Source organism: Micromonospora sp. H33 (genome assembly GCF_052068455.1).
Taxonomy (GTDB): Bacteria; Actinomycetota; Actinomycetes; order Mycobacteriales; family Micromonosporaceae; genus Micromonospora.
In genome coordinates this window covers 105,560-122,989 of sequence record NZ_JBQHDE010000012.1, presented here as the reverse complement: position 1 = coordinate 122,989, position 17,430 = coordinate 105,560, and the positions used below count along the sequence as shown (strand labels likewise).

Annotated in this window: 16 protein-coding genes and 1 tRNA gene; 7 read left to right on the top strand and 10 right to left on the bottom strand. The window is 71.3% G+C overall.

The features are described from left to right. The first annotated feature begins 152 nt into the window (after positions 1 to 152). Positions 153 to 1,862: a bifunctional metallophosphatase/5'-nucleotidase gene (locus ACTMS0_RS23060; protein WP_441157335.1), complete on the top strand. Its 1,710-nt coding sequence runs from the start codon at positions 153 to 155 to the stop codon at positions 1,860 to 1,862. A gap of 78 nt (positions 1,863 to 1,940) precedes the next feature. Here ACTMS0_RS23060 and ACTMS0_RS23055 read toward each other — a convergent pair whose 3' ends face one another. Further along, positions 1,941 to 3,227: an MFS transporter gene (locus ACTMS0_RS23055; protein WP_441157334.1), complete on the bottom strand. Its 1,287-nt coding sequence runs from the start codon at positions 3,225 to 3,227 to the stop codon at positions 1,941 to 1,943. 197 nt (positions 3,228 to 3,424) lie between these two features. Here ACTMS0_RS23055 and ACTMS0_RS23050 point away from each other — a divergent pair, with 197 nt between their 5' ends. Together ACTMS0_RS23050 and ACTMS0_RS23045 are read left to right on the top strand one after the other, a co-directional pair. Beyond that, on the top strand, positions 3,425 to 3,898 hold the full coding sequence (locus ACTMS0_RS23050) for a hypothetical protein (protein WP_441157333.1): 474 nt from the start codon (positions 3,425 to 3,427) through the stop codon (positions 3,896 to 3,898). Positions 3,899 to 3,995: 97 nt separating this feature from the next. After that, on the top strand, positions 3,996 to 4,871 hold the full coding sequence (locus ACTMS0_RS23045; RefSeq protein WP_441157332.1) for an alpha/beta hydrolase family esterase: 876 nt from the start codon (positions 3,996 to 3,998) through the stop codon (positions 4,869 to 4,871). Between the two features lie 65 nt (positions 4,872 to 4,936). Here ACTMS0_RS23045 and ACTMS0_RS23040 read toward each other — a convergent pair whose 3' ends face one another. From ACTMS0_RS23040 to ACTMS0_RS23030, 3 genes are all read right to left on the bottom strand, one after another. Beyond that, complete coding sequence (locus tag ACTMS0_RS23040; RefSeq protein ID WP_441157331.1) at positions 4,937 to 5,845, bottom strand: hypothetical protein; 909 nt, start codon at positions 5,843 to 5,845, stop codon at positions 4,937 to 4,939. 82 nt (positions 5,846 to 5,927) lie between these two features. Next, the gene (locus tag ACTMS0_RS23035) at positions 5,928 to 7,259 is read right to left on the bottom strand and encodes a low temperature requirement protein A (protein WP_441157330.1); all 1,332 of its coding nucleotides are present in this window, start codon (positions 7,257 to 7,259) and stop codon (positions 5,928 to 5,930) included. A gap of 83 nt (positions 7,260 to 7,342) precedes the next feature. Next, positions 7,343 to 8,182, bottom strand: a complete 840-nt coding sequence (locus ACTMS0_RS23030) for a helix-turn-helix domain-containing protein (protein ID WP_441157329.1) — start codon at positions 8,180 to 8,182, stop codon at positions 7,343 to 7,345. A gap of 106 nt (positions 8,183 to 8,288) precedes the next feature. Here ACTMS0_RS23030 and ACTMS0_RS23025 point away from each other — a divergent pair, with 106 nt between their 5' ends. Next, positions 8,289 to 8,882: an NADPH-dependent FMN reductase gene (locus tag ACTMS0_RS23025; protein ID WP_441157328.1), complete on the top strand. Its 594-nt coding sequence runs from the start codon at positions 8,289 to 8,291 to the stop codon at positions 8,880 to 8,882. Positions 8,883 to 9,368: 486 nt separating this feature from the next. Here ACTMS0_RS23025 and ACTMS0_RS23020 read toward each other — a convergent pair whose 3' ends face one another. The 3 genes from ACTMS0_RS23020 to ACTMS0_RS23010 are packed head-to-tail and all read right to left on the bottom strand — an operon-like array spanning position 9,369 to position 12,028. Then, on the bottom strand, positions 9,369 to 10,313 hold the full coding sequence (locus ACTMS0_RS23020) for a hypothetical protein (protein WP_441157327.1): 945 nt from the start codon (positions 10,311 to 10,313) through the stop codon (positions 9,369 to 9,371). Then, positions 10,310 to 10,801: a hypothetical protein gene (locus ACTMS0_RS23015; protein WP_441157326.1), complete on the bottom strand. Its 492-nt coding sequence runs from the start codon at positions 10,799 to 10,801 to the stop codon at positions 10,310 to 10,312. The genes ACTMS0_RS23020 and ACTMS0_RS23015 overlap by 4 nt, the downstream gene beginning before the upstream one ends. A gap of 3 nt (positions 10,802 to 10,804) precedes the next feature. After that, positions 10,805 to 12,028: a macrolide family glycosyltransferase gene (locus ACTMS0_RS23010; RefSeq protein WP_441157325.1), complete on the bottom strand. Its 1,224-nt coding sequence runs from the start codon at positions 12,026 to 12,028 to the stop codon at positions 10,805 to 10,807. Here ACTMS0_RS23010 and ACTMS0_RS23005 point away from each other — a divergent pair. Further along, on the top strand, positions 12,013 to 12,600 hold the full coding sequence (locus ACTMS0_RS23005; RefSeq protein ID WP_441157324.1) for a zinc finger domain-containing protein: 588 nt from the start codon (positions 12,013 to 12,015) through the stop codon (positions 12,598 to 12,600). The genes ACTMS0_RS23010 and ACTMS0_RS23005 overlap by 16 nt on opposite strands. Positions 12,601 to 12,638: 38 nt before the next feature. Here ACTMS0_RS23005 and ACTMS0_RS23000 read toward each other — a convergent pair. After that, positions 12,639 to 12,715 (bottom strand) — tRNA-Pro (locus ACTMS0_RS23000). 96 nt (positions 12,716 to 12,811) lie between these two features. Continuing rightward, positions 12,812 to 13,705, bottom strand: coding sequence for a metallophosphoesterase (locus tag ACTMS0_RS22995; RefSeq protein ID WP_441157323.1), 894 nt, complete (start codon positions 13,703 to 13,705; stop codon positions 12,812 to 12,814). A 25-nt stretch (positions 13,706 to 13,730) separates the two neighbouring features. Between ACTMS0_RS22995 and ACTMS0_RS22990 the strand changes: the two genes are divergently transcribed. Beyond that, positions 13,731 to 14,186: a GatB/YqeY domain-containing protein gene (locus tag ACTMS0_RS22990; RefSeq protein ID WP_441157322.1), complete on the top strand. Its 456-nt coding sequence runs from the start codon at positions 13,731 to 13,733 to the stop codon at positions 14,184 to 14,186. Positions 14,187 to 14,256: 70 nt separating this feature from the next. Here ACTMS0_RS22990 and ACTMS0_RS22985 read toward each other — a convergent pair whose 3' ends face one another. Continuing rightward, positions 14,257 to 16,686: a penicillin-binding protein gene (locus ACTMS0_RS22985; protein WP_441157321.1), complete on the bottom strand. Its 2,430-nt coding sequence runs from the start codon at positions 16,684 to 16,686 to the stop codon at positions 14,257 to 14,259. Positions 16,687 to 17,088: 402 nt separating this feature from the next. Here ACTMS0_RS22985 and ACTMS0_RS22980 point away from each other — a divergent pair, with 402 nt between their 5' ends. Continuing rightward, on the top strand, positions 17,089 to 17,409 hold the full coding sequence (locus tag ACTMS0_RS22980; RefSeq protein ID WP_441157320.1) for a WhiB family transcriptional regulator: 321 nt from the start codon (positions 17,089 to 17,091) through the stop codon (positions 17,407 to 17,409). Positions 17,410 to 17,430: the final 21 nt, after the last annotated feature.

Genomic DNA, 17,430 nt, shown 5'->3' with positions numbered 1-17,430 from the left:
GTCGACTGGCGGCGGTCCTCGGTGAGAGGCTGTCATCGACGCCGGCGGCGGTCCCCCACCGCCGCCACCGCGACCGAACCTGCCGACGGCGCGGCACGGCCCGGTGCGACCCATCGCCCGGGCGGCCGTGCCGGCTTCCCACGAGGAGATCCATGTCCATCCCCGGGATGCGTCGGGCCGCCATCGGTCTGACCGCGCTCGCCGTGACCGCGTTCGGCGCGGTCGCGACCACCCCCGACCAGGCGGACGCCGGACCGAAGCCGGTCGACGTCACGCTGCTCGCCCTGAACGACTTCCACGGCAACCTCGAGCCGCCGAGCGGTTCCAGCGGCACGATCGCCGGGCGGCCGGCCGGTGGTGCCGAGTACCTCGCCACCCACCTCGCCGAGCTGCGCGAAACCGTCCAGAAGAAGAACGTCATCACGGTCGCCGCGGGTGACCTGATCGGCGCCTCCCCGCTGCTGTCCGCCGCGTTCCACGACGAGCCGACCATCGAGGCGCTCAGCCTGGCCGGTCTGGACTACGCGAGCGTCGGCAACCATGAGTTCGACGAAGGCTCGGACGAGCTGCTGCGCATCCAGAACGGTGGCTGCCACCCGGTCGACGGCTGCGCCGACGGCACGCCGTACGCGGGCGCTGGCTTCCAGTACCTCTCCGCCAACGCCTTCGTCACCGAGACGGGCACGCCGCTGCTGCCGCCGTACGCCATCCACAAGGCCGACGACGACGTCAAGATCGGCTTCATCGGCATGACCCTGGAGGGCACGCCGGAGATCGTCAGCCCGCAGGGCGTCGCCGGCCTCACCTTCACCGACGAGGCGCAGACCGCCAACCGGTACGCCCGCGAGCTGCGCCGCAAGGGTGTGGAGACCATCGTCGTGCTGCTGCACGAGGGCGGCACCCAGGCCGGGGCCGGTGGCATCAACGACTGCGTCGACTTCACCGGCCCGGTGGTCGACATCGCCAACCGGATGGACCCGTCCATCGACGTCATCGTCAGCGGGCACACCCACCAGGCGTACAACTGCGAGATCAACAACAAGCTGGTCACCAGCGCCAGCTCGTTCGGCCGCCTGGTCACCGACATCGACCTGAAGATCGACCGGCGGACCGGTGACGTGCTGACCGCGACCGCCGAGAACGTGGTGGTCACCCGCGACGTCGCCAAGGACCCGGGGCAGACCGCGATCATCGACCACTACAAGGCCGTGCTCGGTCCGGTGGCCGGGCGGCAGGTGGGCACGACCACCGAGGCGATCACCAACACCCAGGAGATCCTCTTCGGCACCACGCGGGGCGAGTCCCCGATGGGCAACCTGATCGCGGACGCCCAGCTCTGGGCCACCGACGACGAGCAGGGCGCCGTCGCCGCCTTCATGAACCCCGGTGGTGTCCGCGGAGGCATCGACGCCGGCCCGGTCACCTACGAGGAGGCGTTCACGGTGCAGCCGTTCGCCAACAACCTGGCGACGCTCGACCTCACCGGTGCGCAGCTCTACTGCCTGCTGGAGCAGCAGTTCGTCACCGGGCGGACGCTGCAGCCGTCGTCCACGGTCCGCTACGTGATCGACCCGAACGGCACCGTCGCGCCGGCCGCCGACCCGTGCGCGGGCACCCGCATCGTCCGGGGCAGCCTCGCCTTCGGCGGCGTGGCGGTCGACACCGGCGCCACCTACCGGGTCACGGTGAACAACTTCCTGGCCGGCGGCGGTGACGGCTTCACCGTCCTGCGCGGCGGGACCAACCTGGTCACCGGCCAGATCGACCTGGACGCGTTCGTGGCGTACCTGACCGCGACCTCGCCGGTCTCCGCCCCGGCGCTGGACCGGATCGGCCTCACCACGGCGGTGCCCGCCGCCTGACGGCGGTGACGTCGCCACACGTGACGGGCCCCGGAGCCAGTGCTCCGGGGCCCGCTCCGTTTCCGGGCGTGTCTCGGGTCAGGCCGGCGCCGGCACGGGCTCGGCGGACGGCGTCAGCGTTGTCGTCCGGCCATCCTGGAGCGGGGTGAGCAGACGGCGCAGGGACAGGGCGACCACCGACGCGGTCAGGCAGCCGCCGACGACGCAGACCACCCAGATCCGGCCGTCGGCCATCCCGATCAGCGGTCCCGCCGTCACCGGGCCGATCACCCCGCTGATCCCGAAGATCATCGAGCTGATCGCGTTGTAGCGACCGCGCAGCTCGTCGGTGGCCAGCGCGTTGGTCAGCGCCGGCATCACCGGCGAGAGCATGGTCTCGCCGAAACCGAAGATGGCCGCGCACGCCACCACGCCGAGCGCGGCGAGGAGCGCGTTTCCCGGGCCGACCAGCCCGGCCGCGCCGAGGACCAGCCAGGCGGACGCGAAGACGGCGCCCACCACGGCCAGGGAGGCGGTGCGGCTGCGCCCCTCCAGGCGGCGGAGGACCACCAGCTGGGCGAGCACGATCATGACGGTGTTGCCCGCCAGCGCCCACGCCACCACCCGCGGAGTCACCTCGACCACCCGCACCGCGTACGCGGTGAAGCCCACCTCGATCTGCGCGTACCCGCAGGTGGTGAGGACCAGACCGAAGATCACCAGGCGCCGGAACGGGCGGTCCCGGAGGACGGCCAGGTAGCCCCCGGCCGACCCCCGGCCGGTCGATCGCCCCGCCCCCGCGAGCCGGTGGCCGACCGTCGGCAGGCTCAGCAGGATCAGCGCCGGCATCAGGTAGCTGATCGCGTCGAGCAGGTAGATGAGCTGGAAGGTGGCCGGCCGGGCGGTGTCGACGATCGCGCCCGAGGTCAGGCCGCCGATGCCGATGCCGAGGTTGAGCAGGGCGAAGTTCAGCCCGAACACCCGCTGCCGCTCGTCGTCGTCGGTGAGCGAGGCGAGGATCGTGGTCTGCCCCGACCAGATGGCGGAGCTGCCGACGGCGACCAGCGTCATCACCCCGAAGGCGGACGCCGTCGAGTCGACCAGTGCCAGCGAGCCGGTGCCGATCGCCTCGATCACCAGACACGGCAGCACCACCCGCCGGGCACCGAACCGGTCGATCAGCGTGCCGCCCAGCGGCGACAGCGCGAGGGTCACCGCGCCGTACCACCCGATCACCAGGCCGGCGCGGGCGTCGGTCAGCCCGCGCACGTCGGCGAGGTAGATGAACAGGAACGGCAGGGTCAGGCCGCGCCCGACGGCGGAGAGCAGGGTGCCGACGAGGATCCGCCGGGCCTCCGGGCGGCGGGGAAGGGCGCGGTGCAGCATGCCGCGATTCTGGGGGCCGGGTGCGACACGACGCGAACGGATTACCCGCCGCCGAGTGCTCGACGGTGACCGGAACGACGCCGTCGGAGGGGTCTGCCATGCTGGGGCCTGTGTCAGAGTCACAGCCCGGCCTTGCCGGATCGCCGCCTGGGCCTCGCCGCGGCTCGCGCCGGGACATCGACACCGGCCCCGGCCCGATGACCACGACCTGGCGGCACCTGCCCGCACCGGCACGCGAGATCGCGGTGGCGGCGACCGACGCGGTCACCGCGGCGCAGGGCCGCGACGTCGAGGCGTACGACCTGGCGACCGCGCGTCTCGCGGCGGCCGAGCGGTCCGGGCTGGTCCTCGGGGCGGTGGTCCGGTCCCTGCTGGAGCTGGGTCATCCGGACGGGCTGGCCGGCGACGACGTCCGACGGGTGCTGGAGCGCTGCGTCCGTGGTGCCGCCACCTGGCGGGCCGACGTCGACCCGCACGTGGTGCTGGTGCTGCTGGCCGGCGCGCTCGGCCTGTACGACGCGGATTCCGACGAGGCCCCGCCGACGCCGGAGGCGTACGCCCGGCACGCCCCGCTGCTCCTCGCCGACCTGCTGGCCGCCACGGGGGCGACGCTCGACGCGCACCTGGCCGGGGCCTTCACCGACATCCGGCGCGCGGAGCTGCACGACTGAGCACTGTGGAAGCTGTGCCCGGATCGTTGCCGAGCGGGACAGCGCCCTCCTTCCTCCCGGGGTTACGTTCCCGGAAATCGACCACGGGGGAGAAGAGATGGGAAACAGATCGCTCGCGGCTGCGCTGGTGGCCGTCGTCCTGCTCGGCGGCGCTGGTTGCGGCGGTGACACCGAGCCCGACGCCGGGCCTGCCACGGCCTCGGCGAGCAGCAGCCCGCCGGCGGCACCGGCGCAGCCCGCCCCGGGCGACCACAAGCTGACCGTCGACGGCCGGCCGGGCGGCTACGAGCTGCACGCGCCACCCGGCTACCGGCCGGGGCGGAAGCTGCCGCTGGTGGTGTCCATCCACTACCGGGGCGCCGACCCGGCGATGATGCGGCAGATGACCCGGCTCGACGCCAAGGCCGACGCGGAGAACTTCCTGGTCGCGTACCCGTGCTGCGGCGGCAGCGAGGACATCGGCTTCATCCGCGCGATGGTGGAGCACCTGGTCACGACCTGGGACGCCGACCCCGCGCGCGTCTACGCCACCGGCATGTCGGCGGGCGCCACGATGACGTACCGGCTCGCGGCCGAGGCACCCGACCTGTTCGCGGCGATCGCCCCGGTCAGCGGTGGCCTCATCAGTGGCCAGAAGCCGGAGACCACCGCGGAGCGGCCGGCCCGGGCGGTCTCCGTCCTGTCGATCATCGGCGCGGACGACCGCACCGCCGACGCCCTGGAGATCCGCCTGGGTCAGTGGCGTCGCGAGTACGGGTGCCGGGACGCGGCGCCGGCCTGGGTCGATCGGGGGAGGACGGTCAACCGCACCACGTCCGCCTGCCCGGACAGGATGGAGATCGTCGGGTACACGGTCAACGGGATGGGGCACCGGTGGCCGGGCGGCGCCGAGGTGGGGCTGGGCGCGCCCGACACCGCCGTCAACGCCACCGACCTGATCTGGGACTTCTTCGCGGCACACCCGAAGCGCTGATCGTTCGGGGCGCGGGGGACCGGCCGGCGGCGTCGGGCGGCGGCCATACCGTTCGCGCAGCAGCGTCAGCCGCGGCGCAGCCGGCCGGTCTCCTTGCCCTGCGCGTCCCGCAGCACCAGCACGTCGCCGTCGAGCCCGGCCTGCCGGGCGGCGCTGAGCCACCCGCCGACGGACACATTGTCGCAGCCGATCGCCGTGCTCATGCCCCCGGTCGCCCCGAACGCCCCGCCGGGCCCGGCCGCCCAGCGTCCGCCCGAGCTGTTGCAGCCGTCGGACGCGCGCCACGTGCTGTCGGCCGCCAGCTCGGCGAACGGCGGTGTCGGCCAGCCACCGGGCCTGGGGGTCGGCGCCCGGCCGTCCGGCCCGCTGACCGGCAGCCACCGGCCGACCAGATCGTCCGGCGCGGGTGCGGCGAGACCGGCGGGGAGCGCCGGCACCGGAGCGAGCCGGCGTCGCATCTCGTCGGTCACCGTCGGGGGCTCCAGCCAGGGCCGGTACACGTCCGGGCCGCCCCGCGGCCGGGCCCCGGGCCGCAGCCGGGCCAGTTCGCCGCCCTGAGCGTCGAGGAGCACGCGGCTGTCGCCCTCGGCCCGGAAACCGGCGGCCCGCGCCAGCCAGTCCGGTGCCTGTGGCCTGGAAGCCGGGCCGCACCGGCGGTCGTCGGTCATCGAGGCGCCGTGGACGCCGGCGAGGAAGAACCCGCTCTGGTCGGCCCGCCACTCCCCGAGCAGCATCTCGCACCCGCGGAACACCAGGAGGCCGTCGTCCGCGAGCCGCAGCACGGTGTCCGCCGGTACGCCTCGCCCGTTCACCGCCCACGCCCCGACCAGCCCGGCCGGCTCCTGCGCAACGGCCGGCGCGGTGGCGGTCGGTGACGGCGGCGCGGGCGCGGACGGGGCGTCGGTGCCCGCGCAGCCGGCGAGCACCAGCACCGCGAGAGCGAGGGATCCGATCACGTACCTGTCCTGGCGCATCCGTCCTCCGTCCGTCACGTCCTGAACCTGGGACGGCACGGCCGCGCCGGCGGTTCCTGGATTGCCTCGTCGACTCCCCGACTCAGCGGGGTTTCTCGTCCGGGGCTCCGTCGTGCCAACGGGCCCGCCAGTCGGCCTCGTGCTTCTCGTAGGTGGTCTTCTCCTCGAAGACCGCATTGCGCAGGGCTTGGCGGGCATCCGCCATGACCGCCATCTCGGTCGCCACCAACCCGATGCAGATGGCCGTCAGCAGGCTGAGCGCCGCCAGCGCGGGGAGGTGTATGGCGAGCGGAATGGCGGCCGCGAGCACGAGCACGGTGCCCACGCGGGTCCAGGACAGCGTGCCCAGCATGCGCAGTTGGAACAGCATCCCGCCGCAGAGGTAGCAGATCACCCCGATGAACAGCAGCGGCACGCCCGGGCCGTGGGTCGGCTCGGCGAGGTCGACCGAACGGTCCGCGATCTGCCGCACCATCTCCTCGGCGCCCAGGGCGAACAGGATGATCCCGCCGATCATGACGAGCTGGCAGTACGCGTAGCCGTCCCGCGCCATGGCCACCCGCTGGCGCCCCTGCGCGACGTGCTGGGCGATCCGGGCGGCCGGAGCGATGACGTCGAAGTGCGTCCACCACAGGGCGGCGGTGAAGAAGATCCCCAGCACCGCGGCGGCGACGCCCCGCCAGGTGACCGGCTCACCGAGCAGGTTGCCGCCGACGCCGACGGAGATGATCGACTCGCCGAGGGCGATGATGAGGATGAGGTCGTACCGTTCGGTCCAGTGCTCGGCGGAGGTCAACACCCAGCCCCACGCGCCGGCGACCAGGCTGGCGCCGTACTGCAACAGGACGACGGCGATCCAGAGCCCGTCGCGCACCATGTCGGCCAGCCACTGGTCGTCGATCTGCGGCGGGACCAGCGCGGCAGCCAGCAGCAGAAGGGTGCTCATCGCCAGTTCGGGGGAGTACTTCAGCAGCAGCCGACGTTCGCCGGGACTCTCCCGGGTGACGTGCCAGTACAGCAGCAGGTGCACGCCGCGCAGCACCAGGTAGCTCACGGCGACCACCACCGGTCCGATCGCCCACTGCTCCGGATTGCCGAACGCCTGCGGCAGGGACAGTGAGAAGCAGAACAGCGCGGCCATCGCGACGACCATCAGCGCCGGGACGAAGCCCACGCCGAGCCGGACCCGGGTCGCGACCACCGTGTGCACCACCCAGCACCACCAGAGCACCGCGAGGACCAGCATGCCGTGCAGCAGACTGTCGGCGGTGATGTCCACCGCGGTGGCCCGGGTGATGATGAAGAACGAGAAGACGAAGACCAGGTCGAAGAAGATCTCGAACCGGTCCACCCGGGTGCCGGGGGCCACCGGGACGGCCGGCCCCAGCCGCTCCGCCCACCGCCGGCCACCCACCGACCGAGTGTCGCAACGCGCGAGCCGTGTCCGGGCGCGATTCGTCACCGGATAAACGACAGAGGGAAGGCCGATGTCGTGAGCTAAATGACCGCGCGAAGAATACGGTCGGGTTGGCGGCGCAGCCGCTCCATGGCCCGCGCCGTCGCGTCATCGGCGGGCAGGAGAACGACCAGCTCCTGCGCGTCGGTTCTCGGCAACTCGAGCTTCTCCCGCTGCCACCGAAGCTCGTGGGCGACCGGGTGGTTGAGCCGAAGCGGGATATGCGGTGGGGGCAGGTGGCGGTTGAGTCGTCGGGTGAACTCCTCTCCGGCCAGGGGGGCGAGCTCGGCCCTGAACCATTCGGAGGTCTCCGCGGACGGCCCGAGCCACAGGTCGAAGGCTCGTTCGTCGGCCACCTGGTCCCAGTCAGGGAAGACCGTCCGGGCGCGCGGATCGGTGAACACGTAGCGCGTCAGGTTCGGCGTCCGGCTCTCGAGCAGCCCGGTCCCACGCATCAGCAGCTCGAACCCGCTCGTGTACGCGAGCACGTCTCCGAGGCGGTTGGTGACGAATGCGATGCCGGGCTCAAGAAGTTGGAGGGTCTTCAACACGGTGGGCCGGACATGGCGGTTGGGTGGCACTGGCTGCCCGCGCCCTGGGCACCCACCGCTGGTGATCTTGGCGAGGTGGCGCAGGTGATTGCGCTCGGCGGCATCGAGGCTCAAGGCGTCCGCAAGTGCATTGAGCACGGCAGGGGACGGGTTGCGGTCTCGTCCTTGCTCGATGCGGGTGAGGTATTCGACGCTGATTCCAGCGCGCGTGGCGAGGTCTGAGCGCCGTAGTCCAGGGGACCGGCGGCGGCCACGATCAGGCAGCCCGAACGAGTCTGGCTGGATGCTGTCGCGCTTGGCACGGATGAAGTCGCCCAGCGGCGTGCTCATGTTCCGAGTCTAGATCTCCCCAGCGCTTCGAACGCAGGGTGGCCCCACGGGGGCCAGCCTACGCCCGGTCTGGTTGCCATCGTCCGAACGATGGACCGTGGAGTGCATGAGTGAGAAGCACAAGTTGGTCATCATCATCGGGAGCGTCCGAGAGGGCCGCTTCGGGCCTGTCGTCGCCTCCTGGGTCGCCGACCAAGCCCGGGAGCACGGCGGGTTCGACATCGACCTCGTCGATCTCGCCGACGCCGAGATCCCGCTGTCGTTGCCGGCAGTCTCACCGAGGTTCGCCGGCGACTCATACCCGCGCCCCGACGGAATGGCGTCCTTGACGTCCCACCTGGCGGACGCGGACGCGTTCATCATGGTCACGCCGGAGTACAACCACAGCTACCCCGCGTCCCTGAAGGCCGCCATCGACTGGCATTTCACCCAGTGGACGGCCAAGCCCGTCGCTTTCGTCAGCTACGGCGGCGCAGCTGGCGGCCGCCACGCTGTCCTCCACCTGGAGAACGTGCTCACCGAACTGCACGCCGTGACCATCCGCGATGGCCTGGCCTTCCCGAACTACTTCACAGCGTGGGAGGACGGTCGGCCGCTGGACCCTCAGGCGCCCGGATATGCCAAGACCCTGCTGGACCAGCTCGCCTGGTGGGCCGCCGCCCTGCGTGCGGCACGCAACTCGGTCCCCTACCCGGCCTGAAGGGACCACTCAGGGAGCACCCAAAATCCGGCATGCCGGAATGCAAAGGATGTAACGCGCCGCCCACCTCCAACGCCTGTAGATGGTGGAAGGCCGGGTGCGCGGCCTCCATGACCGGGCGGGACCGGCCACCCGACCCCTCGCGGCCCCGCCCGGTCTCAATCCGAACAGCGCACCAGGACGCGTCGGAGGGCATCCGTGATGGGCGAGTCGACATCCCGCACCCCGCCACCGCTGCGGCCGGACCGCCGCCACGTTGTGGCGGTACCTCCGGCCTGGAACCAACCGACCCAGCTTCTCCCGAAGCAACGCCGGCGCTCCCGCGAGTCGTCGCCGCATGTCACGTTCGGCGGAATCATCCTGCTGGTCGGGTGCTTCGCCATCATGGTTGCCGTCCTGGCCCGGTGACGGGGCCCGCCGCTGTCGGTGATGACGCATCGCACGGTGATGCCGTGAGCGGTGAACCAGGCTTGCGTCCGCTGCCGTTCAGGGCAGCGGGCCGTCGGTTTCCGCAGTCGCGCTGAGGCGATCCCGGATCACCGCGATCACGGTGTCGGCGGTCCGGTCGAGGTAACTGCGGCCGTCGGGTAGCCGGGCCTCCGGGCTGATGTAGCTTCGCGGACCGACGTGGGTAGCCGGGTCGAGCCAGTGCACCGTGATCTTGCCTTCGCGGTCCGCCCGGTTCCATCCGCTCCAGCGGAACAGCCGCCACCGCTGCGGGAACATCCAGGTGCCGACTCGCTCAATCCGGTCGCCGGCACTGGTGAGCCGGCAGAGGTGCTGGGCGTGGGTGATGTCGTTGGCGCCGTTGTGGAACCCGCCGAGAGTGATCAGCCAGAGCGGGGAGCGCAGCTCGGACCACAGTTCGTCCACCGCGCCGGTGGCGACCTGGGCGCCGCCGCTGTAACAGAGCAGTACCACGGGGATGTCGCTGTCCCGCCGGTAACCGGCGAGCCGGAGCTGAGTGGCGATCTGCGAGCCGACGGCGCGGTTGTACAGGGGACGGTACCGCCGGTCGGCGGCGACGAAGATCTGCACCACGTTGTGCAGGAACAGCACCAGCCCGATGTGGCGGCGCAGCCATGTCCACACCGGCCGGTCGGCGAGCGGATCGGCCAGCGGAGAGTAGGGCTGCACCTGGCCCAGCACCCTGAGCTCCGGCGCTCCCTCGATCAGGGACTTGACCAGTCGGCCGCCGTCGCGGGTGTCGTGGAAGCGGCGTTTCCCGATGCCGTCCAGATAGACCAGGTAGGCGTCCGGCGGGCGGTCCGGGTCCGCGCCCCGGGCATAGGGCATGCCCGGGGGGAGCGCGGTGGTGGGGTTCCGCCAACCCGCGGCGTACGCCAGCACCTCGTAGCGGGCGAGCAGAGCTTCGGCGAGCAGGACCGGTCCGATCCCGGCGAGCAGCAGCAGGAGCGCGAACTCGATCACGTGAGTGGCTCCGGTGCTCTTGTCCTGTTGAGCCTCACGACCAGGCGGCGGACGCCCTCGACGGCAACGGCGAGCCCGATTCCCGCGATGGCTACGCAGCCGGCGGCATTCCACCAGCCGATTCCGGCCACCGTGGCGAGGGCACCGGCGAGGCCGGCCCCCACTCCCACCATGAGCAGCAGGTGCAGCAGCGGCCCGAGCAGCGGGAACGCGAGTACTGCGGCAAGCAGCAGCGGGGCGGCCAGGCCTGGCGTCCAGACCAGCGCGGCCTCGGCGGACGGTGCGGTGGGCAGCACCAGCTCGGCAAGGGTCCACGCGGACAGCGGCCAGAGCGCGAATACCGCGCCGTCGACCACGGCGCCGGTCAGCAGCAATCCGACCACCCTGGTGCGCGACACGCCGGACAGACGTGCCACCACGGGCAGGAGACGCCCGGCGGCCTCGGACAGCCCGGCGAACAGCAGCAGGATGGCGACGACGGGGGACACCGGTCAGCCCTGCGGTGGTAGATCGGCAGAGACCGGCTGCGTGACCGGGCCGGTTTGCTGCACGTACCGCTCGAGTTCGTCGGCGGCACGCGAATAGCCGCCTGCCTGACGCTGCGCGCCCTGCAGGGTGCTCGCGGCGGCGCGGAATCGGGGCTCGTCGAGCAGGCGCTGGGCGAGGGTGCGCACGACCTCCACGTTGACGTCCTCGGTGCGGATCGAGAGGCCGGCATCGAGCTCGACGACGCGGGAAGCCACCAACAGCTGGTCAGCGCCCTGCGGGACCACCAGCATGGGGACGCCGGCGTACAGGGCCTCGTTGACGCTGTTCACCCCGCCATGGGTGACGAACAGCGCTGCGCGGGCCAGCACCTCCGGCTGCGGCACGGAGCGGTGGGCGATCACGTTGGCCGGCAGCGGACCGAGCGCGGCGGGATCGGTGTGTCCGGTGGAGACGATCACGGTGCCGCCCAGCGGGGCGAGCGCGTCGGCGAAGCCGCGCAGCAGCCGCGGGTCGGCCTTGAACACCGTGCCCAGCGAGGCGTACAGCACCGGGTCGCGCAGCCGATCGACCGGGAACGACGAGTCGGCCGGGCGGGCACCGACGCTCGGTCCGACGAACCGGTAGGACTGGTCGAAACTGTCGGCCTCGGGGTGGAACGCCCGCGAGGTGTAGACCAGGTTGAGCGGCTGACGGATGTTCGCCAGGTCGATCAGGGGCACCGCATGCGTGTCGTACCGGCGGCGCAGCTCCCAGCGCGACTTCAGGTACCTCCCGGCATGGCGGGGCAGGGCCGCCGCCGCGGCGAGCAGCTTCCAGGAGCCGCGGGTGGGGCTGGGCACGTGCCGGTTGAACGCGAACGTGGTGAACGACGACGCTGCCGGCACGTCGAGTTCCCGGGCGGCCACCGGCCCCCACAGGCAGAGGGAGTCGTGCACGATCAGATCGGGCCGGGCGCCGCGCAGATCGGTGAGAACGGCGGGCAGCACGCGTACGGCGGTGCGCGCAAGCTGCTCCATCACCGTGACCGGCGTCGGCGGGCCGGAGAGCGGTACGTCATCCCCGGAGTAGGGGAGCACTCGCGCGCCGGTGGCCGCGATCTCCGCGGCGTAGGCGGGCATCGTGTGGTAGGTGACGGAGTGGCCACGACGAACAAGCTCGGCCACGACCGGCAGCGTCGGGTTGATGTGCCCGTGCATGGCGATGTTGAGGAATGCGACTGCGCTCATCGGCCGAGCCCGGACAGGAAAGAAGTCAGTGCCCGGCAACATGTAGCGATCATGACCCGCCTCTCTCGCCCCGACGCAGAATCGCGTTCGTTTGCGCCTCGTACGGCAGCGCTCGTTCGGGATCTTGGCCGGGGCCGATAAGCGCAGCGCAGCCACCGCATGGGCTGTGTGTTTGGACACAGTCGCATGGTGCGGTGGCCGCTGGTCACAGCGTAGACGTTGCCGGATGGCGGCACGCGTGGACCAGTCACTCACCTCGTCGCTGGCATCCTTGTCCGGCGTGTGGCGGCGAGCACAGCGGGAAGGTCCGTTGGATGACTGACCCAGGGGAGCTGGCGCGAAGCGCGCTCCAGCGGATCCACAAGGCTGCCGTGAGACATCGGGACCTTGAGCTGCACCACGCGGCCGACGAGGTCGTCCGAGCGGCCCAGGCGAGGGGCCTCGATCCGGGGCCTGTCGAGTCGTACCGCCCCTGCCCTGTGTGCGGTGCTGAGCCGGGACAGTTGTGCATCAACGTCCCTGGCCGCCCAGTGACCCCGGGCGACATGCACCCTGAGCGCACAAAAGAATGACAAGGGCCATCTTCATCACTGGAAGATGGCCCTTGACCTGGTCGGGGTGGCCGGATTCGAACCGACGACCTCTTCGTCCCGAACGAAGCGCGCTACCAAGCTGCGCCACACCCCGAGGCGTGCCGACAAATAGTAGCCCACCCGGTCCGAGGGTCAAACTCGGTACCCCTCGGCTCCCGGCGCCGGGCCGCGGCGCGGCCCGGCGACGACCTCAGCGCGGGATCAGCGTCAGGATGCTCGCCTCCGGCGGGCAGGCGAACCGGACCGGGGCGGTCGGGTGGGTGCCGAGGCCGGCCGAGACGTGCAGCCAGGAGTCGGAGCCGGGCCAGCGGTGCAGGCCCTTCGCCATCGATCGGGGCAGCCCGCAGTTGGTCACCAACGCCCCGACACCCGGTACGCAGACCTGGCCGCCGTGGGTGTGCCCGGCGAGCAGCAGCCCGAACCCGTCGGCCGCCATCTGGTCGAGCACGGGCGGCTCCGGGGAGTGGCTGAGCGCGATCGACAGGTCGGCCGACGGCGAGACCGGACCGGCGACCGAGGCGTAGTCGTCCCGCTCGATGTGCGGGTCGTCCACGCCGACCACCTCGACGAGCCGGCCGCCGGCCTTGAGCGTGGTCCGGGCGTTGTTCAGGTCCACCCAGCCGGCGCCGGTGAACACGTCGCGCAGCTCGTCGTACGGCAGCTCGACGCCCTCCGTGTACTCCCGGTCGGGCAGGAAGTAGGTGAACGGGTTCTTCCAGACCGGGCCGGTGTAGTCGTTGGAGCCGAAGACGAAGGCGCCCGGGTAGTCGAGCAGCGGCTGGAGGGCGCGCAGCACCCCGGGCACCGCGCCGGGGTGGGCCATGTTGTCGCCGGTCACCACGACCAGGTCGGGGTCCAGACCGGCCAGCGACGCCACCCAGCGCTGCTTGCGCCCCTGGTCGGGCATCATGTGCAGGTCGGAGAGGTGCAGGACGCGCAGCGGCTCCGCGTCGGCCGACAGCACCGGCACGTCGTACCGCCGCAGGGTGAACATGTTGCGCTCGACGAGCGACGCGTACGCGAGGGTGGCCGCGCCGACCGCGGCGGTCCCGGCGGCGAGCCGGAATAGTGTGCGCTTTCGCATGGCGATCAGGGTAGTTTGACCGTCCATGAGCACGTTGAAGGACCGCCTCACCGCGGACATGCGTACCGCGCTGAAGGCGCGCGACGAGCTGACCACCTCCACCCTCCGGATGGCGCTCGCGGCGGTCGGCACCGCCGAGGTCGCCGGCAAGGCCAAGCGCGAGCTGACCGACGACGAGGTGCTCGGGGTGCTGACCAAGGAGGCGAAGAAGCGCCGCGAGGCCGCGGCGGCCTTCGCCGACGCCGGGCGCGCCGAGCAGGCCGCGAAGGAGAGCGCCGAGGGCGAGGTGCTGGAGCGCTACCTGCCGAAGCAGCTCTCCGACGAGGAACTGGCCGAGGTGGTCGCGGGGGCGCTCGCCGCCGGCGGCTTCACCGGCAAGGCGCAGATGGGCCCGGCCATGAAGGCCGCCCAGGCCGCGGTGGCCGGCCGGGCCGAGGGGGGCCGGGTCGCCGGCGAGGTACGCCGGCAGCTCGCCGTCTGACCCTTCTTCCTCGAGTACGCGAAACGGGCGGGCACCCGATGGTGCCCGCCCGTTCGGCATTCCGGGGTCGTCAGCCGCCGGGGCGGCCCGGCGGCCGGCCGGGGTTGGTCGGCGGGGTGCCGGACGAGCCGGGCTTCGGCGTGTTGGCGGGGCCGGAGCTGAGCTGGATGCTGACCACGCCGCCCTTGATGGTGCGGCCGTCCGGGCTGGTGCCGGCGACGCTGCCCGCCGGGCAGGTCGACGGGATCCGGGCGCTGGAGACGACGGCGTCGAAGCCGGCGCCCTCGATCCGGTCGCGGGCGGTGGCCTCCGACTGGCACTTCACGTCCGGGATCCTCCGCTGGTCGCCGTCGCGGATCTTGCTTCCCGGCGGGGCGAAGTTGATGCGCGGCTTGCCCTGCATCGCGTCGCGCAGCGTCTCGAACACCGGTGGGTTGATGCCCGTGGGCTCGTTGTGGCCCATTTTCTGGGTGGTCTGCGGCCAGTCCGGGTCAGCCATGATGCCGGCCACCGAGTACTGCTTGGTCATCGCCACCAGCGAGGAGCTCTTCTCGGAGTCGGTGGTGCCGGACTTGCCGGCCACCGGCGCTCCGACGATGCCCTTCACGTTGCGGGCGGTGGCGCCCTTGCACTTGCCGCTGGCCGACTGGTCGCCGACCGGGCACCGGGCGGCGTCGACCGCCGCGCGCGCGACCTCGGTGCTGACCCGCTGCTCGCACCGCGGGTTGGCGATGTCGAGCTTCTTGCCGTCCGGGTCGCGGATCTCCTGTACCGGGATCGGCTCGCAGTACTTGCCGTCCGCCGCGAGGGTCGCGTACGCGTTGGCCAGCTCCAGCGGCATCGTCTGGGAGACGCCGAGGGTGAAGGCGCCCCACTGGTTGGCGCCCTTCTCCAGGTCCAGGTCTTCCTGGGCGCGGAAGTTGATGCCGAGCTTCTTGGCGACCTTGACCACGTTCTCCGCGCCGACCTGCTGCTGGAGCGGGACGAAGTAGGTGTTCACCGAGCTGCCGAACGCCGTCCACATGTTGTGGACGCCGACCATGCTGTCGCTCGCGTTGGTCGGGCAGTAGAAGTGCGTGCCCTTGCAGGCCGCGGGGCTGCTGCTGTCGATGATGTACTCGGACCGGAACTGCTTCTCGGCGTTGATGGTGTAGCTGAGCGGGATGCCCTTCTCCAGGGCCGCCACGACCGTGAACATCTTGAACGTCGAGCCGGCCTGGTACCCGGTGATGCCGTCACCACCGGTGAGCAGCGGGTTGACCGTGTTCGGGTAGTTGCCCCGCTTGTTCGGGTTCTTCTTGCGCTGCTTCGGGTCGCTGTGCGGCTTGTTCTGCGGCTTGTCGGGGTCGTCGAGCTTGAAGTTCCGGTTGACCGAGAGTGCGCGGACCCGGCCGGTGCCCGGCTCGATCACGGCGACCATCCGGGCCGCCTTGCTGTTGACGCCGAGGTTCTTGCGGACCGCCTTGTCGGCGGCGTTCTGGACCTGCGGCTCCAGGGTGGTGATGACCGTGAAGCCGCCGCTCTTCAGCCGCCGCTCGCGGTCGTACGAGGTCGAACCGAACGTCTCCTGCTGCATCCACCAGCGGTAGAAGTAGTCGCAGAAGAAGCCCCAGTCCTTCTTGTTGGTGTCGACGCAGCCGTTGGGGGCCCGCTTGCCGACGACCTTGAGCTTGACGGCCTTGGCCTGGTCGGCCTGCTCCTTGGAGATCTTGCCGATCTCGTACATGTTGTTGATGACGTAGTCGCGCCGGGCCACCGCCTGCGGGTAGCCGCTGCGGGTGGTGGGGTTGAACGCGGTCGGGGCCTTGACCAGGCCGGCGAGCATCGCCGCTTCCTCGATGGTGAGCTTGCTCGGGTGCTTGGCGAAGTAGACCTGGCTGGCGGCGAAGATGCCGTACGCGCCGTTGCCGAACGCGGCGATGTTCAGGTAGCGCTCCAGGATCTCGTCCTTGGAGAGCTCCTTGTCGATCTGGATGGCGTAGCGCATCTCGCGGAGCTTGCGGGCGCTGGTGTCCTCGGTGGCCGCGACCACGTCGGCCGGGTGGGTCGCCGAGTACGCGATGGCGAGCCGGACGTACTGCATGGTCAGCGTCGAGGCACCCTGCCGGTCGGCCGTGCCGGAGCTGTTGTTGACGAAGGCGCGGGCCACGCCGTTCAGGTCGACGCCGTTGTGCTCGTAGAAGGCGTGGTCCTCGGCGGCGATGATCGCGTCCCGCATGACCGGTGCGACGTGCTCGAGCTTCACGTCCCGGCGGTTCTCGTCGAACATCGTCGCCAGCGGTGTCTTGCCGTCGGCCGCGAGCAGGTAGCTGATCTGCGGCGGACGGGCCACCGTCAGTTCCTTGGGCAGTGCCCCGAACGTCTCGGCGCCGGCCTTCGCGGCCAGGCCGGACATCGCCACTGCGGGGAAGGCCGCCGCGGCCACCACCACGCCGGCCAACAGGCCACAGATGAGTAGCGATGCGGCGTTGGTCAGCACATTGTGGTCACGTTTCCGCATCCAGGTCACCTCGACAGGGTACGCGAACAGGCAACGAGGGGCGCGGGGCGTCTTTTCCCCATTTCCTGCGCGCGCCGACCTCGTTGTGCTAAACGCATGACCCCCGGTTCGAGGTTGCGGGGACCTGGCGCCGAGTCTCCCCCCTCGCGGGAAGGCCGCGCAGCGTTTTCGCGTACCCGAGCCGGGTAACCGGCGGTCGAGAGCCCGGGAAGCCGGGAGTGTCCGGAATGATGGATTTGGCCGACAACGTTGCGTAATCGGGCAACTACAGAGCATGATGAGGGCGGCGACAGCGCCACATGTCGTCCGTGCCGCCTTGGGGAAGGCCGGCCGGGCGACCGGGGGGAATTGCCGGCTGGTCCGCGACGGGGTCGGTAGTACTGCAAGGGGGGACGTGTACAGATGGGCATGATCACTGACTGGCCGTCGCTGGCGGCGTGTCAGAACGGGGACCCGGACGCGTTGTTCGTACAGGGCGCCGAACAGAACGTGGCCAAGCGGATCTGCCGGAGCTGCCCAGTCCGGTACGAGTGCCTGGCCGACGCGCTGGACAACCGGATCGAGTTCGGCGTGTGGGGTGGCATGACCGAACGGGAACGCCGGGCGCTGCTGCGCCGCCACCCGCAGGTCGAGAGCTGGCGCAAGATGTTCGAGGCCGCGATGAAGAAGAACGCCAAGGAGAAGGCCGGCAAGGACAAGGTCCTCGCCGCCACGGCCGGTTGAGCCGGCGCGGTCAGCTGAGGC

Bases quoted from the DNA above. Each gene is read 5' to 3' on its own strand.
- ACTMS0_RS23060 (WP_441157335.1), top strand. From the start codon at position 153: ATGTCCATCCCCGGGATGCGTCGGGCCGCCATCGGTCTGACCGCGCTC.
- ACTMS0_RS23055 (WP_441157334.1), bottom strand. From the start codon at position 3,227: ATGCTGCACCGCGCCCTTCCCCGCCGCCCGGAGGCCCGGCGGATCCTC.
- ACTMS0_RS23050 (WP_441157333.1), top strand. From the start codon at position 3,425: ATGACCACGACCTGGCGGCACCTGCCCGCACCGGCACGCGAGATCGCG.
- ACTMS0_RS23045 (WP_441157332.1), top strand. From the start codon at position 3,996: ATGGGAAACAGATCGCTCGCGGCTGCGCTGGTGGCCGTCGTCCTGCTC.
- ACTMS0_RS23040 (WP_441157331.1), bottom strand. From the start codon at position 5,845: ATGCGCCAGGACAGGTACGTGATCGGATCCCTCGCTCTCGCGGTGCTG.
- ACTMS0_RS23030 (WP_441157329.1), bottom strand. From the start codon at position 8,182: ATGAGCACGCCGCTGGGCGACTTCATCCGTGCCAAGCGCGACAGCATC.
- ACTMS0_RS23025 (WP_441157328.1), top strand. From the start codon at position 8,289: ATGAGTGAGAAGCACAAGTTGGTCATCATCATCGGGAGCGTCCGAGAG.
- ACTMS0_RS23005 (WP_441157324.1), top strand. From the start codon at position 12,013: ATGCGACTGCGCTCATCGGCCGAGCCCGGACAGGAAAGAAGTCAGTGC.
- ACTMS0_RS23010 (WP_441157325.1), bottom strand. From the start codon at position 12,028: ATGAGCGCAGTCGCATTCCTCAACATCGCCATGCACGGGCACATCAAC.
- ACTMS0_RS22995 (WP_441157323.1), bottom strand. From the start codon at position 13,705: ATGCGAAAGCGCACACTATTCCGGCTCGCCGCCGGGACCGCCGCGGTC.
- ACTMS0_RS22990 (WP_441157322.1), top strand. From the start codon at position 13,731: ATGAGCACGTTGAAGGACCGCCTCACCGCGGACATGCGTACCGCGCTG.
- ACTMS0_RS22985 (WP_441157321.1), bottom strand. From the start codon at position 16,686: ATGCGGAAACGTGACCACAATGTGCTGACCAACGCCGCATCGCTACTC.
- ACTMS0_RS22980 (WP_441157320.1), top strand. From the start codon at position 17,089: ATGGGCATGATCACTGACTGGCCGTCGCTGGCGGCGTGTCAGAACGGG.